Source organism: Bradyrhizobium sp. YR681 (genome assembly GCF_000282615.1).
In the GTDB taxonomy this organism is placed as follows: domain Bacteria; phylum Pseudomonadota; class Alphaproteobacteria; order Rhizobiales; family Xanthobacteraceae; genus Bradyrhizobium.
Genome location: NZ_AKIY01000243.1, coordinates 1 through 16,876, shown reverse-complemented (window position 1 = coordinate 16,876; position 16,876 = coordinate 1). Strand labels below are relative to the sequence as shown.

The 16,876-nt window shown below is 66.0% G+C and carries 11 protein-coding genes; 10 read left to right on the top strand and 1 reads right to left on the bottom strand.

Going from position 1 to position 16,876, the window contains the following annotated elements:
• From PMI42_RS26190 to PMI42_RS26150, 9 genes are all read left to right on the top strand, one after another.
• Positions 1 to 1,337, top strand: a 1,337-nt coding sequence (locus PMI42_RS26190; RefSeq protein ID WP_008139673.1) for an NAD(P)/FAD-dependent oxidoreductase, incomplete at its 5' end; no start/stop codon positions are given.
• A gap of 86 nt (positions 1,338 to 1,423) precedes the next feature.
• Positions 1,424 to 1,936, top strand: a complete 513-nt coding sequence (msrB, locus tag PMI42_RS26185) for a peptide-methionine (R)-S-oxide reductase MsrB (RefSeq protein ID WP_008139672.1) — start codon at positions 1,424 to 1,426, stop codon at positions 1,934 to 1,936.
• Positions 1,937 to 2,206: 270 nt separating this feature from the next.
• Positions 2,207 to 4,459 (top strand): flagellar hook-basal body complex protein, encoded by a 2,253-nt coding sequence (locus tag PMI42_RS26180; protein WP_008139671.1) that lies wholly within the window; start codon positions 2,207 to 2,209, stop codon positions 4,457 to 4,459.
• A 35-nt stretch (positions 4,460 to 4,494) separates the two neighbouring features.
• Positions 4,495 to 6,378 (top strand): flagellar hook-associated protein FlgK, encoded by a 1,884-nt coding sequence (flgK, locus tag PMI42_RS26175; RefSeq protein ID WP_008139670.1) that lies wholly within the window; start codon positions 4,495 to 4,497, stop codon positions 6,376 to 6,378.
• 20 nt (positions 6,379 to 6,398) lie between these two features.
• Positions 6,399 to 8,282 (top strand): flagellar protein, encoded by a 1,884-nt coding sequence (locus tag PMI42_RS26170; RefSeq protein ID WP_008139669.1) that lies wholly within the window; start codon positions 6,399 to 6,401, stop codon positions 8,280 to 8,282.
• Positions 8,283 to 8,348: 66 nt separating this feature from the next.
• Positions 8,349 to 9,131, top strand: a complete 783-nt coding sequence (locus tag PMI42_RS26165) for a hypothetical protein (RefSeq protein ID WP_008139668.1) — start codon at positions 8,349 to 8,351, stop codon at positions 9,129 to 9,131.
• Between the two features lie 10 nt (positions 9,132 to 9,141).
• Complete coding sequence (locus PMI42_RS26160) at positions 9,142 to 10,770, top strand: hypothetical protein (RefSeq protein WP_008139667.1); 1,629 nt, start codon at positions 9,142 to 9,144, stop codon at positions 10,768 to 10,770.
• 1 nt (position 10,771) lies between these two features.
• The gene (locus PMI42_RS26155; protein ID WP_008139666.1) at positions 10,772 to 12,025 is read left to right on the top strand and encodes an ATP-grasp domain-containing protein; all 1,254 of its coding nucleotides are present in this window, start codon (positions 10,772 to 10,774) and stop codon (positions 12,023 to 12,025) included.
• Positions 12,022 to 13,518: a pyridoxal phosphate-dependent decarboxylase family protein gene (locus tag PMI42_RS26150; protein ID WP_008139665.1), complete on the top strand. Its 1,497-nt coding sequence runs from the start codon at positions 12,022 to 12,024 to the stop codon at positions 13,516 to 13,518. Before PMI42_RS26155 ends, PMI42_RS26150 begins: the two co-directional genes overlap by 4 nt.
• 97 nt (positions 13,519 to 13,615) lie before the next feature.
• Here the strand turns inward: PMI42_RS26150 and flbT are convergent, their stop codons facing one another.
• Positions 13,616 to 14,059, bottom strand: coding sequence for a flagellar biosynthesis repressor FlbT (gene flbT / locus PMI42_RS26145; RefSeq protein WP_008139664.1), 444 nt, complete (start codon positions 14,057 to 14,059; stop codon positions 13,616 to 13,618).
• A 322-nt stretch (positions 14,060 to 14,381) separates the two neighbouring features.
• Here flbT and PMI42_RS26140 point away from each other — a divergent pair.
• On the top strand, positions 14,382 to 16,876 hold a 2,495-nt coding region (locus tag PMI42_RS26140), incomplete at its 3' end, for a DUF1522 domain-containing protein (RefSeq protein ID WP_008139663.1).

Below are 16,876 nucleotides of genomic sequence, written 5' to 3'. Positions count from 1 at the left end.
CCCGCCATATCGGCTGGAACGCCTCCGGCAACCAGCTTGGCACCGTGATGCCGGGTTTTGCCCTGCCGCTCGCCGAGCTGATCGAGCGCATCGGCTTCGAGGACGCGCGCGAATTGTGGACGCTGTCGAAGGAGGGCGCCGAGTTCGTCCGGGCCAACGCCACCGAGGAGAACATGCCGGGCATCGGCCCCAGCGACGGTGTGCTGGAGGTCTCCAACGTCGACGCCGGCGACCGGCTGATCAGCCGCCTGCAGATGCTGAACGAGGATTTCGACACCGAGGTCGAGGGCTGGCAGGTCGACCGCGTCCGCGCGGCGCTGAAGACCGATCATTATTTCCACGGCGTCTACTATCCCCGGGCGTTCCAGGTCGACGGCCGCAAATATGTGCATGGCCTTGCGGCACTGGCGCGGCGCGCGGGCGCCCGCATCTTCGAGGATACGCCGGTCGTCAGCATCGATCATTCCGGCATCCGCAAGCGCATCGTCACGCCCTCGGCACGGCTGCGCGCCACCCATATCGTGCTGGCCGGCAACATCCATCTCGGCGCGCCGTTGAAGCGTTTGTCGGAGACACTGCTGCCGGTCTGGCGCTATGCCGGGGTCACCGCGCCGCTCGGCGAGCGCCTGCACGAGATCATCGCCTTCAAGGGATCGGTGATGGATTCCGACGGCGTCGACCATTTCCGCATTGTCGACGGCGACCGGCTGATGTGGGAGAGCCCGGAGACCACCTGGGCCGCGCGGCCGCAGCGCTTTGCCGGCAGCGTCAAGCGACGCATCCGCACCATCTTCCCCGAGCTCGGCAATGTCGAGGTCGCCGATATGTTCGGCGGCGTCACCGGCCAGACCGTGCACGGCATGCCGCAGATCGGCCAGCTGCGCAAAGGCCTGTGGGTGGCGAGCGGGTTCGGCCGCCAGGGCATGAACACCTCGGCCATGGCCGGACAGTTGATCGCGCGCAGCATTTTGTGGGGCGACGAACGCTGGAAGCTGTTCTCGCCGTTCGAGCTGGTCTGGGCCGGCGGCACCACGGGCCGGGTCGCGGGCCAATTGGTGGGGGTCTGGGGCAGGGCGAGTTCCGCCGCGGCAGGCTCGCTCGCCCGGTATCGCGAACGGGCCCGGGTCAAGGATCGTGAACGCGAGGCCCGCCTCGCCGAAGCCAACCGGGCCGCCGGCACCGGTCCGCGCCGTCCGCCGCCAGGCGTCCGGCCACGGCCAGCCCCGCCGCCGCAACCTGCGGCCCAAGAACCGGTCAGGGTTCCGGATCGGGTTTCGGATCTGGCCCCGGACCGGACCCCGGAACCGGCCGCGCGCGACGGCGGCATCTCGCAATAAGTTGAGAGAAATTCCGCCCGGAAGTGTAACGTCGGCCGTTAGAGCCCGTATCTCAGGGCGTGGACTTCCCGCGCACGGAGACTGACATGATTGACCGCCGCATCCTGCTCACGACTGTCGCCGGCCTGTTCGGCCTTTCGGCCTTCCGCTGGCTGAGAGCATCCCCCGCAGAGGCTGGTGAGAAGGCCGCGGAAAAGTTCGAGATCCAGAAGACGGAGGCCGAATGGCGTGCCCAGCTCACGCCGCAGCAATATGAGATCCTGCGCAATCACGGCACCGAGCGGCCGGGCTCCAGCCCGCTGCTCAAGGAGCATCGCAAGGGCACCTTCGCTTGCGCCGGCTGCGACCTGCCGCTGTTTGCGTCCGACACCAAGTTCGAGAGCGGCACGGGTTGGCCGAGCTTCTACCAGCCGATCGAGGGCAATGTCGGCAAGACCGAGGACCGTACCTACGGCATGCTCCGCACCGAGGTGCATTGCCGGCGCTGCGGCGGCCATCTCGGCCACGTCTTCGACGACGGCCCGAAGCCGACCGGATTGCGCTATTGCATCGACGGTTTCGGCCTGGTGTTCCACCCCGCCGCGGCGTCGGCGACGTAGGCTTGGTTGCTGTCATTCCGGAGCGATGCGTGAGCATCGAATCCGGAATCTCGAGGTTCCGGGTTCGGTGCTGCGGTGTGCCCCGGAACGACAGGATATCCCGGCAATTGTTGCCGGCCCGGCAATTGTGCCCCGGTCATCCGGCCGGGGCTCGTCTATTTAAGTCATTGATTTCATGAGAATACCCGCATTGGCATAGCCCTTGCGAATGTCTCCTCCGACTGCGGCCATGGTCGACCGGCCGCCGAGATCGGATCTGGAGACAAAGTTATGGGTATCTTCGATGCAATGAACACCTCGGTGGGTGGCCTGCAGGCGCAGTCCTACGCGCTGCAGAACATTTCCGGCAACATCGCGAACTCATCCACCACCGGTTACAAGGGCATCGGCACCAGCTTCGTCGATCTCATTCCCGACTCCTCGACGCCGAGCAAGCAGGTCGCGGGCGGCGTAACCGCCAACGCGAAGGCGACCATCACCACGCAGGGCACGATCTCCTCGTCCAGCGTCGCCACCAACATGGCGATCACCGGCGACGGTTTCTTCTCGATCCAGAAGGCGACCGGCACCGTCGACAATGTGCCGGTGTTCAGCGGCGTCACCTACTACACTCGCCGCGGCGACTTCCAGCTCAATGCCAACGGCAATCTGGTCAACGGCGCCGGCTACTATCTGATGGGCGTCGCGGTCGACTCGAAGACCGGCAACCCGACCGGCAGCGTGTCGACGGTGCTGCAGTTCCAGAACAATTTCATCCCGGCGCAGGCGACGACCTCGATCCAGTACGCGGCCAACCTGCCGACCCAGCCGAACACTTCGGCGAGCACGACGGCGGCGAGCGGCACGCTGCTGGCGGAAGGTGGTCTCAACCCCTCCGATTTCGCCGCCAACCCGCTGCCGGTGGGCACGCCGCCCGCGCCCTACACCAACGCGACGGCGGCCGGTGCGGCCGCCACAGGCAACATCCGCTCCGCCTATTCGTCGACGACGGGCACGGGCACGGTTGCACTCCAGAACAACTCGTCGGCCGTGGCCTCGACCACCACGTCCCTCGACAACTCCGTCGGCACGCATCTCGCCTCCAGCATCCTCACCGCGCTGAGCGGCCAGACCCTCACTATCAACGGCAAAACCATCACCTTCGACACCAGCACTGGTGTCACGACGGCCAGTGGCAACACCACGATCGGTCTCGGCGCGGGCACGACGGCGACGGTGGCCAGCATCCTGAACGCGATCCAGACCGCCGGCGGCGCCGGTGTCACAGCGTCGCTGGGTGCCAGCGGCAACATCGTGATATCGAGCGGCACCGGCACCGACGTTGCGATCAGCAGCGGCACGGCATCGACGGCCCTCGGCATCACCAGCGTGACGCGCGGCGGCAACGTGCTGTCCTCGCCCGCGATCTCCGGTGCCACGGTGCTGAGCGGCTCGGCGACGGCCGGCGGCGCCCAGGTGATCTCGTCGGGCTTCGCCGCCGGTGACACCATCACCGTCGACGGCCAGACGCTGACCTTCATGGCCTCGGGCGCCTCGGGCGCCAACCAGATCAACATCACCGACAACATCACGACCCTGCTCGGCAAGATCGATGCGCTCGCGGGCGCCTCGGGCTCGTCCGTCAGCAGCGGCGGCGTGATCACGCTGAACACCGGCACGGCTGCCAATCTGTCGGTGTCCAGCTCCAACAGCGCCGCCTTCGCCGCGCTCGGTTTCACCTCGACCATCACCAAGAACCGCAACGGCGGCGGCACCGCCGGCACCGGCGGCGTGATCGGCAACGACGTCTCGACCTTCACCAAGGAATCCATCAGCGGCGGCGCAGTCACCGCCTACAACGCCGCCGGCACGCCGGTGAACCTGCAATTGCGCTGGGCCAAGACCGACAGCGCCTCGCTGGGCGCGGGCCATGCCGATACCTGGAACCTGTTCTACCAGACCGACCCAGACGCGACCGGCACCGACGTGGCCTGGGTCAACACCGGACAGGCCTTCACCTTCGCCAGCGACGGCTCGCTGACCTCGCCGAGCGGCTCGGGCATCACCATCAACAACGTTTCCGTCAGCGGTCAGCAGCTTGGCTCGGTCGCCTTCAACATCTCCTCGGGCGGACTGACGCAGTACGCGAGCACCAGCGGCGCGGTGACCATCAACACCATCACGCAGAACGGCTACGCCGCCGGTCAGCTCCGCTCCGTCTCCGTCAACAACAGCGGCCTCGTGGTCGGCACCTTCTCCAACGGCCAGAACCTCAACCTCGCCCAGGTGACGCTGTCGCACTTCAACGGCACCAACTATCTCAAGGCGATGGACGGCGGTGCCTACGCCGCGACCGAACAGTCGGGCGCCGCGATCGACGGCGCGTCGGGCAGCATCAGCGGCTCGTCGCTGGAAGGCTCCAACACCGACATCGCCGACGAATTCACCAAGCTGATCGTGACCCAGCAGGCCTATTCGGCCAACACCAAGGTGATCACGACGGCGAATTCGATGGTGCAGGACCTCCTCAACGTGTTGCGCTGATCGGCGCGTAACGTAACCAAAGGCGGCCAGTCAACATGGGTTTGAGTTCAGCCCTTGCCAGCGCGATGAGCGGCCTGCGTGCCAACCAGGCCGCGCTCTCGATCGTCTCCTCGAACGTCGCGAATTCGCAGACGCCGGGTTACGTCGTCCAGACCCCGAACCAGATCGAGGTCACCACCGGCGACTTCGGCTCCACGGCGATGACGACCGGCGTCAGCCGGGAGCTCGACGCCTATGTGCAGAACCAGCTGCGCATCGAGACCGGCGGTGCCGGTTACGCCGACCAGATGGCCAACATCCTGAAGCAGCTTCAGAATGTCTATGGCACGCCCGGCAACGACGGCACGCTCGAAACCGCGCTGAACGATTTCACCTCCGCGCTGCAGTCGCTGTCGACCAGCGCGGGCTCGTCGTCGGCGCAGACGGTTGCGCTCGGCGCGGCGCAGGCACTGGCGCAGCAGCTCAACGTCACCACCAGGGGCATCCAGTCGCTGCGGTCGAACGCCGAGCAGGATCTCGGCAACTCGGCGCAGACGGCCAATGCTGCGATGAAGCAGATCGCGGACATCAACACCAAGCTCCAGGGCCTGTCGGCCAACGATCCCTCGGCCGCGACGCTGATGGACCAGCGCGACCAGGCCATCAACACGCTGTCGAAATATGTCGACGTCCGCGTCACCACCGACGGTTCGAACCAGGCCAACATCTACACCACCACCGGCATCCAGCTGGTCGGTGCGGGCCTTGCCTCGCAATTCTCGTTCTCGTCGGCCGGCGCGCTGTCGGCGACCTCGCAATACAATATCGATCCGGCCAAGTCCGGCGTCGGCGCGTTCAACATCACGCTTCCGAACGGCTCGTCGGTCGACGTCGTCGCCAACAACGTGGTCTCCTCCGGCCAGATCGCGGCCGATCTGAAGCTGCGCGACCAGACGCTGGTGCAGGCGCAGGACCAGATCGACCAGCTCGCCGCCACGATGTCGAGCGCGCTGTCGGACAAGACCACGGCCGGCAGCACGGTCTCGGGCCCGCCGGCCGGCTTCGACATCGACCTCGCCGGCGCGCAGCCGGGCAACACCGTCAACATCACCTATACGGACACCACCACGAACACCCAGCGCCAGGTCACGCTGGTCAACGTGACCGATCCGGCCGCGCTGCCGCTCCAGAACGCCACCGGCGCCAACCCGATGAAGATCGGCGTGAACTTCTCCGGCGGCATGGGGGCGATCGCCTCCGCGCTCAACACCGCGCTGTCGGGCGCGCATTTGACCTTCTCCGCCGCCCCGTCGCCGGCGACGGCGACGACGCTGCGGGTCACCGACGACAATACCGGCCTTGCCAAGGTCAATTCGTCCTCGAGCACCAAGACGATCTCGTCGCTGACCTCGGGCAACCCGCAGCTGCCGCTGTTCACCGATGGCGGGCAGGCGCTCTACACCGGTGCGATCACGGCATCGGGCTCGCAGATGACGGGCCTTGCCGGACGCATCGCCGTGAATACCCAGCTGGTCAGCGATCCGAGCAAGCTGTCGATCTACAGCACCTCGCCGGTGACGCCCACGGGCGACACCACGCGCTCGGACTATCTCTACTCGCAGCTCACCAATGCGGTGTACTCCTATTCGCCGCAGACCGGTCTCGGCTCGGCGAGCCAGCCGTTCACCGGCAGCATCTCGAACTATCTCCAGCAGTTCCTCAGCGTCCAGAGCAATGCGGCGACGCAGGCGACCCAGCTTCAGCAGGGCCAGAGCGTCGTGGTCTCGACGCTCCAGGCCAAGTTCAACTCGACCTCCAGCGTCAACCTGGATTCCGAGATGTCGAACCTGATCCAGCTTCAGAATGCCTACGCCGCCAACGCCCACGTCATGTCGGTGGTGCAGAGCATGATGAACACGTTGATCCAGGCTCAAGTGTAACCAGTACGGAGCTCTGAAAGATGTCGATCAGCAGTATCAACTACTCCTCGTCGGTCCTCGGCTCGCAGATCCGCAACATCAATCAGCAGCTCACCGACCTGTCGACGCAGCTCTCGACCGGCAAGCTGTCGCAGAACTATTCCGGCATGGGCACCAACGAGGGCTTCGCGATCGCCGGGCGCGCGCAGCTCTCCAACATCGCCGCCTATACCGACACGATCACGAACGTGAACGTCAACATCAACCTCGCCAACACCGCACTCCAGTCGCTCACGACGATCCGCAACACGGTGCAGACCGGCTCGGCCAGCACCGCCCAGGATCTCAACGTCAACGGCCAGACCGTCGCGCAGAACACGGCCGCCGCGCAGTTCGGCTCGATGGTCGGCGTTCTCAACACGCAGTCGGGCAACCGCTATCTGTTCTCCGGGACGGCGTACAACACGCAGTCGGTCGCCAATGCCGGCGACATCATCAACGGCACCACCACGCAGGCGGGCTTCAAGACCGTCATGGCGGAGCGTCAGGCCGCCGACCTCGGCGCCAACGGCATGGGACGGCTGGTGCAGACCCAGCCGACCCCGAGTTCCGTGCAGGTGTCGGAGGACGTCGCGGGATCGCCGTTCGGGCTGAAGCTTTCCGCGGTGTCCTCGACGCTGACCGGGGCGACAATCACCGGTCCGAGCGGCTCGCCGGTGTCGTTCTCGGTCGATCTCAACGGCGTCAACCCGAACAACGGCGACAAGCTGAGTGTCCAGTTCACGCTGCCGGACGGCTCCACCGAGCAGATCGACCTGACCGCCTCCACGGCCACGCCGACGCCGCTCGGCAGCTTCGCGATCGATGCGAGCACCCCGGTCAACCCGAACAACACCGCGACGAATCTCAACACCGCGCTGAACACCGCGATCGCGAAGCTCGCCAACACCTCGCTGGTGGCGGCATCCGCCGTCGTCGCGGGCGACAATTTCTTCAACACCGCAAGCTCGGCGATCGGCACGCCCGTCAACAATCAGGCGGCGATTCCGGCTCCGATCACCGGCGCAACCACGCTGTCCGGCGCGAGCCCGTCGGATTCGATCTCGCCCGGCTTCGTCGCCGGCGACACCATCACCGTCAACGGCACCACGCTGACCTTCGTCGCCTCCGGCGCGACCGGAAACCAGCTCAATGTCGGCGACAGCATCCAGACGCTGATGAGCAAGATCGACGCGATCACCGGAACGTCGAAGCCTTCGACCTTGCATGGCGGTTCGATCACGATCAACACGGACGATGCGGCGAGCCTCAACATCACGACCTCGAATACGGGCGCGCTGAGTGCGCTCGGCTTCAGCTCGACGCCGGTGACCGCGACGCAGCCGCCGTTGCGCGTCGGCTCCTCGCCGGCAAGCTCGGCGACGACGCTCGTCAACGGCTCGGCCAATACCGTGAAATGGTACACCGGCAATGACGGGCCCGGCTCGCCGCGCTCCACCGCGATGGCGCGGGTCGACGATTCGGTCACGGTGCAATATGGCGCACAGGCCGACGAGGACGCGATCCGCAAGCAGTTGCAGGCGATCGCGGTGTTCGGGACGTTCTCGACCTCGCCGACCGGACAGTATGCCGGCGACCAGGTGGCCGCGTTGAGCCTGCGCACGACCCAGGCGCTGACGAAGCAGCCGGGCGAGCAGCGCCTCGAGGACATCCAGACCGACCTCGCGATGGCCCAGAACACGATGAAGGACGCGGGCACGCGCCAGACCCAGGCCAAGGCCCAGCTCCAGTCCATCATCGACCAGGCGGAGTCGGCCTCGCCGGACCAGGTGGCGAGCGAGATCCTGGCGCTTCAGAACGCGCTCCAGGCCTCCTACCAGGTTACCTCGAACCTCTCGCAGCTGTCGCTCGTCAAATTCCTGTAAGCGTGCATTAAGACGCCGTTAACCATGCCTCTTTACCTCTTGGTGAGGAATTGGGTGGAGCTGACGATGTCGGACAAGATGCAACTGGTCGTGGCGACGCCATGCTTCGGCGGGCAGGTGTCGAGCATCTATGCCAGCTCGATCTTCGCGCTCCAGCGCGCCGTGCGCGGCCTGACGGATCTCGAGCTCAAGGTGCACCTGCGCGACGGCGATGCGCTGATCACGCGCGCGCGGGCCAATCTGGTCGCGATGTTCCTGGACGATCCCAAGGCAACGCATCTGCTGTTCATCGACGCCGATATCGGGTTCGATCCGGAGCAGGTCTTCCGATTGATGGAATCCGGCGCCGACGTCGTCGCCGGCTGCTATCCGATCAAGCGCGTCAACTGGGACAAGGCGAAGCGGGCGATCGAGGCGGGCAGGGCCGACGTGCCGGCCGCCTCGCTCGATTACGTGCTGGAGATCGAGGATCCCGACCACATCGTGGTGGTCAATGGCTTTACCCGCGTGCGTTATGCCGGCACCGGCTTCCTGATGATCCGCCGCCACGTGCTGGAGGCGATGTGTCGCCATCCGAACTATGCGGCCTTGCAGTTCTTCCGCGAGCACTCGCTCGATACGCTGGCGACGAGCCAGAACCGGTTCGCGCTGTTCGAATGCATGATCGACGCGGCGACCGGCACGTATCTCTCCGAGGATTTCGCCTTCTGCAAGCGCTGGACCGATATCGGCGGCGAGATCTGGGCCGACATCCAGAGCTCGCTCGATCACGTCGGGCCGTCGGTGTTTCGCGGCGACATCACCTCGCAATTCGCTGCCGCGCCCGCGGCGGCGGTCGACGCGGCCTGAGCCTGCCGGGATGAGCGCCGGCGCATCCCATCCGTCGGTCCTGGAGCGCGCGTCCGACAGCGGCTCGCGCTACCGCCTGCGCGATCTTTTCACGCCGCTGGATACGTTGCTGGTCTCCGGCGGAGATCTGCGGCTGGCGCTCGACGCCAGGGATCGCGTCAATGCCTATGGCTGCGCCGCATCGCCGGAGCCGGAAATCTGGAATTTCGCCTCCTCGACCGCGTCCACGATCTCGCAGGCCGGCTATGACCGCGCCGCGCTGGCGCGCGAGGAGTTGATGCATAAATGCCTGTTCGACGAGGTCGAAATCGCCTTCGATGCGCGCTGCGAGGACATGCGCGAGGATCTGCGCGGCCATCTCCAGCTCTCGCCCCGCGTCGATATCGTGTTCTCGCCGTCCGGCACCGATTCCCAGCTTCACGCGCTGTTCCTGGCGCGCGCGGTGCTCGGCGCGCCGCCGGTGACCATCGTGGTCGGAGCGGACCAGACCGGAAGCGGGACGACCCATACCGCGCGCGGGCATCATTTCGGCACGATGACGGCAGGCGGCCTTGCGGTGCGCAAGGACGGCGCGGTGGCCGGGCTCGCCGGTGACAGCATCCTGGTGCCACTGCTCGACGCCACGTCCGGCATGGCGATGCGCGCGGATGCCGACGCAGCGGTCATGCGTGCAGTCGAGGACAGCCTGACGCAAGGTCGGTGCGTTCTCCTCCAGATCATGGATTCGTCAAAGCTCGGCTGGCGCGCGCCGAGCGCTGCCTGCCTCGATGAGATCGCGCGGCGCTGGCCGCGCAAGGTTCAGGTGGTCGTCGATGCCTGCCAGGCGCGGCTCGGCCGCCGGCGGCTGCGTTCCTATCTCGATCGCGGCTACATGGTGCTGATGACCGGCTCCAAATTCTTCGGGGGCCCTGCCTTCAGCGGCGCGCTGCTGGTGCCGAAAGGCCTGTCGCGGTCGATCGACCGGATCGGCGCGATCGCGCCGGGCATCTTCGACTATGCCGGCCGCTGCGACTGGCCGATCGGCTGGACCGCATTGCGTTCGCGCTTCGAGCGCCGGCCGAATTTCGGTCAATGGCTGCGCTGGGAGGCGGCGCTCAGCGAGATCGGCGGCTACTATGCCGTGCCCGGCGCATTTCGCGCCAGGGTGCTGGCCGAGCTTGCAGCCGGCATCGACGGCATGATCGCGCTCTCGCCGTCGCTTTGCCCCGTTCCGCGCGGCTCCGAGACGAGCGGCGCGGACGACGAGGAATTCGCACGAGCCACGATCTTTCCGTTCACGCTGCTGCGCGACGGCAAGCCGGTCTCGATCGCCCAGACCAGCGCCGTTCACCGGGCGCTGGCGCGCGACATGAACGAGGAGATCAGCGGCAGTGCCGCGGACCGGCAGGTCGCCGCGCAACGCTGTCTCGTCGGCCAGCCGGTCCGGCTGGAAGGGCCGCACGATGCGCCGCAAGCCGCGTTGCGGCTCTGCAGCGGCGCCCGGCTCGTGACGGAGGCCTGGTCGCCGGATCCGGCGCAGGCGCAACGCAATGTACAGCACGTTCTCGATCGCATCGCTCATGTCCTGGTGAAGATCGAGCTGCTGCTTGACCGCGGCGCGGCCGCGGCCGTGCCGGCGAAGCCCGCGTTCGAGGTGTGAGATGCAGCATTCAGTTTCAACGCCGATGAGCGTGACGACGCCCAATTTTTCCGACCGCATCGGCTTTGCGCAGCTGACGCGCCGGGCCTTCGAGGGCGGCAATCTGCATCCGTTGCGCGAGCATCTTCTGGCGCGGATCGCGGAGGGAACGGCGGAGGCGGGCGAAGGCCTCGATCTGTCGCTGATCGCCCAGCTGCTCGGCGAGAAGGAAGCGGGACTCGTGATCCAGAGCGAGGTGCTCGCCTTCCACCAATTGTTTCGTACGCGCTGTGCCGTTCCGAAACCCCGCCTGCGCGTGCTCGCGCTTGCGGCCGATATCGACATGGGCGGCAACACCCCGATCGAATTCCTGCTCGAAGGCTCCGACATCGAGCTGCTGACGCTCTACGTCATCAAGGGCGTCGGCCTGCCGGCGACATTGCCCGATCACGACGTTGCCATCGTGGTCGCATCCGATTCCGAGGAATGCCACGAGGCGCTCGCCGTCATCGAACGTGCCGCGCCGCACTGGCCGCGGCCGCTGCTCAATCGCCCCGAGCTGATCGGCAACCTCGATCGCGACAAGCTGTATCGGTTGCTGGCCGGCATCGCAGGTCTCGACATCCCCGTGACCGCCCACGCCACGCGCGCGCAATTGTCGGGGCTTTCGGCCGGGACGATCGCCTGCGAGAGCATCACGGACGAGCTGCACTTTCCGATGATCGTGCGGCCGCGCGGTACGCATGCCGGCGTCGGGCTCGCCAAGATCGACGATGCGTCGGCGCTGGCAGCCTATCTCGCCGAGCGGCAGGAGCAGGACTTCTTCGTCGCGCGCTTCGTCGACTATGCGAGTCCGGACGGGCTCTACCGTAAATATCGTCTCACCATGGTCGACGGCAAGCCTTATGCCTGCCACATGGCGATCGCCGATCGCTGGGACATCTGGTATCTCAACGCCTATATGGCGTTCAGCGAAGAGAAGCGGGCTGAAGAAGCCGCCTTCATGCTCGACTTCGACAGCGCCTTCGCCGCGCGTCATCGCAGCGCGCTCGACGAGATGAGCAAGCGCGTCGGCCTCGACTATTTCATCGTCGATTGCGCCGAGAACAAGAACGGCGAGCTGCTGGTGTTCGAGGCCGACAACACCGCTGTCGTGCACAACATGGATCCGCCCGCGGTGTTTCCATACAAGCCGCCGCAGATGCGCAAGATCTTTGCCGCATTCGCCGCGATGCTGTCGCGGCACGTGAAGACGGGCGAGGGGAGCGCAGCATGAACGAGATCATCCGCAATACGCAAAGCGCGGTCACGGATACCTCGCTCGATCCGCAGGACTGGAGCGCATTTCGCGCGCTCGCCCATCGCATGCTGGACGAGACGATCGACGGCATCGCCAATGTTCGCGCGCGTCCGGTGTGGCAGCCGATTCCGGATGACGTCCGTGCGGCCATCAAGTCCGACGTGCCGCGCGCTGCAACCGATCTTGCCGATGTCTATCGCGAATTCGCCGAGCATGTCGCGCCCTATGCGACCGGCAACGTCCATCCCGGCTTCATGGGCTGGGTGCATGGCGGCGGCACCGCGGTCGGCATGCTCGCGGAGATGCTTGCAGCGGGTCTCAATGCCAATCTCGGCGGACGCGACCACATGCCGATCGAGGTCGAGCGCCAGATCGTCGACTGGATGCGCCGGCTGTTCGCGTTCCCGGACAGCGCGAGCGGTATCTTCGTTACGGGCACATCGATGGCCAATCTGATGGCGGTGCTGGTGGCGCGCACTGCCGCGCTCGGCACGCTGGCGCGGCAATACGGCATCGGCAATGACGGCGCGCTGCTCACCGCCTATACGTCGCGGGCCGCGCATGGCTGTGTCTCGCGGGCGATGGAAATTGCCGGACTCGGCACCGATGCGCTGCGCAAGATCGATGTCGACGCCGATCATCGCATCGACGTTGCCGCGCTGCGCGCGCAGATCGCCGTCGACCGCGAGGTCGGCTTCAAGCCGTTCCTGGTCGTTGCCTCCGCCGGCACCGTCGATATCGGTGCGATCGACGATCTCACGGCGATCGCCGCGTTGTGCCGCGAGGAAGGACTCTGGTTTCACGTCGACGGCGCTTTCGGTGCGCTCGCGATCCTGGCACCCGAACTCGCGCCGATGCTCGCCGGCATCGAGCTTGCGGATTCCATTGCGCTCGATTTCCACAAATGGGGACAGGTGCCCTACGATGCCGGCTTCCTGCTGGTGCGCGACGGCGAACAACACCGGCAGGCCTTTGCGCAACCGGCGGCATATCTGAGCCGCGAGGCGAGGGGGCTGGCGGCGGGCGCGGTCTGGCCGTGCGATCTCGGTCCGGATCTGTCGCGCGGCTTCCGGGCGCTGAAGACCTGGTTCACGCTGAAGACGTTCGGTACCGACCGGCTGGGCGCGGCGATCGCGCGAAGCTGCGCGCTGGCGAAATATCTGGAAGCGCGCGTGCAGGCCGAGCCGCGACTGGAATTGCTGGCGCCGGTGAACCTCAACATCGTCTGCTTCCGCTACCGCACCGACGATGCGGCCAATCGCGAGATCGTTGCCGACGTCCAGGTATCAGGCATCGCGGCGCCGTCGGGCACGACGCTGAACGGCAGGTTCGCGATCCGCGCCGCCATCGTCAACCACCGCACCGAGGAGATGGACATCGATGCCCTGGTTGCGGCCGTGCTGGAGTTCGGCGCACGGCGGAGCGGCGGCGTGATCGAGGTCGAGGCGCCACCACTCGCGGCGCAGTGAGAGAAAACGCAAGCCGAGAAACACTGGTCGAAACGACGACGGCCCCGGAGACGATCTCCGGGGCCGTTGTCATTCAGAGCGTTCGCGCAGGTGCGGATCAGGCCGCCGAGCTGACGTTGTCGGCCGGCTCGTTCCTGCTCTTGTCCTGGGCCGTATCGAGATGGCTCCGCAGCTTCTCCTCATAGGCGATCAGCTTGCGGGCATCCTTCAGCGCCCGGTAGAGGTCGCCGTTCAGGATGTTGTTGTTGATATCCTCGATGATCGGCCAGGCGCTCGGCACCGCGGTGACGATGTCGCGCACCAGGTTGAAATAGGTGCCGTGCTGGGTCTGCGGATCCGGCGAGATGTACATGAGCTGGACCGCCAGATAGACCAGCTTGGCCGGCGAGTCGGCGGTCTCGGGCGTGAGAATGTCGCGCTCGCGCAGGATCGGAACGTTCTCGCCGTCGATCAGGAGGCGCGCGCGCTGGTCCGTGTTCGTGATCACGGAGTTACCGACGATGATGCGTTCGTGCGGTTTGAGCTCGACCTTGAGAGCCATGCCTGTTCTCCATCAACCCTTTTGTAACGAGCGTCACGTGTCCGAGCACATAACGTATCGGCAGTGATTTGGCGGCCAATCCTTGCTGAATATGGTTAACGGGGAGTGAACGCTTTCAGGGGCAAGAGAAAACGCGAGTAATTTGAACGACGTAAAGTACGCCGCCGAAGCCTTCTCGGCGGCCGGAACCGGTCCGGCGGGGGCGTTGCTCGGAAACTGCCTGTTTCATTTCACCCTTTCTTAGAGGCTTGGCCTCACGGTTCCGCGGTCGCTTGGACAAGAAGGTCCAGGCAAGACGCGTAGCTACCAGAAAGGTAACATCATGTCCGGTATCGTTCTCTCCTCATCGGTTCGTCAGAACCTGCTCTCCCTCCAGTCCACCGCCGACCTGCTCGCCACCACCCAGTCCCGTCTGTCGACCGGCAAGAAGGTGAACTCGGCTCTCGACAATCCCACCAACTTCTTCACCGCGCAGGGTCTCGACAACCGCGCCGGCGACATCAACAACCTCCTGGACGGCATCGGTAACGGCGTGCAGGTTCTGCAGTCCGCCAACACCGGCATCACCTCGCTCCAGAAGCTGGTCGATTCCGCCAAGTCCGTCGCCAACCAGGCGCTCCAGACCACGACCGGCTATTCGGCCAAGTCGAACGTCTCGGCGTCGATCACCGGCGCGACCGCGTCCGATCTGCGCGGCACGACGAGCTTCACCAGCGCGACCGGCACCAGCAACGTGATCTATGACGGCACCACGGGCGGCACGACTGCAGCCTCGCTGGCCGACACGCTCGGTGGCACCGCCGGTACGAAGACCAGCACCGCGATCACCGGTAACACCTATGTCAACGCGGCTGCCGCTGCCGGTACGCTGATCAACGCGGCCGCCGCCGGTTCGTCGGTGCTGAGCACCGCTGCGGGCGGCGCCTTGACCGCCGGCGATGCGTTCGCCGTGAACGGCAAGACGATCACCTTCACTGCCTCCGGCGCCGCTGCTGCGGACGCCAGCGGTAACTACACGATCGGTATCGACCAGACGCTGGCCGACGTCCTGACGGCCGTCGACGCCATCACGGGCAACACGACCAACGCATCCACCGTCACTGCTGGTCATCTGATCCAGCTCAACACGGGTCTGAATGCGAACATTGCCCTGACCGACACCGCGACCGGCACCCTTGCCAAGCTCGGCCTGGCTGCGGTCACCAACGATGCGACGCGCACCACCACTTCGGTTGTGGCCGGTAGCATCAGCGGTTCGACCAAGCTGTTCGCGGCGACCGGCGGCCTTCAGCTGTCGAGCACTGCGGCGGCATTCGCCGACGGCGACACGCTGAACGTGAACGGCAAGACCGTCACGTTCAAGGCCCAGACGGCTCCGACCACTGCTCCCACCGGCTCGTCGCTGGTCGGCAGCAACGTCGTCACCGACGGATCCGGCAACTCGATCGTCTATCTCGGCACCAGCACGACCTCGACCAGCGTCACGATCAATGACGTCCTCGGTGCGATCGATCTGGCCAGCGGCGTCGCCTACAACAACGGTGGCACCGTGACGGCGAACGCCGGCCAGACCCTGTCCAGCATCGCGGCGGGCGTCACCACGCTGAAGTCTTCGACGGGCTCCGACCTGACCCTCTCGGGCAAGGCCGACTCGCTGAAGGCTCTCGGTCTGACCACGGCGACCGGTGCCGGCACCGCTGTCGTGAGCGCTGCGCGCACGACCAGCAGCGGCTCGCTCGGCTCGCTGGTTCAGGACGGCTCGACCCTGAACGTCAACGGCAAGGTCATCACCTTCAAGAACGCTCCGGCGCCGGCCGCTTCGGCGAGCCACACCGGTGTCACGGGCAATGTCGAGACCGACGGCGTCGGCAACTCCACCGTCTACCTGCAGTCGGCGACCGTTGCCGACCTGCTGAAGGCCGTGGATATCGCCAGCGGCGTGCAGACGGCGACCCTGGCTGCCACGGGCGCAACCTTGACGACTGCAACCGGTGCGGCGAACTCCTCGCTCAGCGCCAGCGGCACGCTCAAGCTCAGCACCGGCGTCAACTCCGACCTGTCGATCACGGGTACGGGCAACGCGCTGGCCGCGTTCGGCCTCAACGGCACCACCGGCAACGCCACCGCCTTCTCGGCGGCGCGTGACTCGGCTGCCGGCGGCGTCAACGGCAAGACCCTGACCTTCACCTCCTTCAACGGCGGTGCGGCGGTCAACGTCACCTTCGGCGACGGCACCAACGGCACGGTCAAGACGCTCGACCAGCTCAATGCTTCGCTGAAGGCCAACAACCTGAACGCGACGCTCGACTCGACCGGCAAGCTCACGATCTCGGCAAGCAACGACTACGCTTCGTCGACGCTCGGCAGCGTGACCTCGGGTGGCGTGATCGGCGGTTCGCTGACCACGGCTCTGAGCTTCTCGACGGCGACTGCTCCGACCGTCGATACCGGCGCCCAGAGCACCCGCGCCAACCTGGTGAAGCAGTTCAACGACATCCTGTCGCAGATCAACACGACTGCTCAGGACGCTTCGTTCAACGGCGTCAACCTGCTGGGCGGCGACACCCTGAAGCTGGTGTTCAACGAGACCGGCAAGTCGACCCTGAACATCACGGGCGTGACGTTCGACTCGGCTGGCCTCGGCTTGGCGAGCCTGACCGAAGGCACCGACTTCATCGACAACGCTGCGACCAACAAGGTTCTCACCAGCCTCAACGCTGCGTCGAGCACCCTGCGCACGGAAGCTTCGGCTCTGGGTTCGAACCTGTCGATCGTGCAGATCCGTCAGGACTTCAACAAGAACCTGATCAACGTGCT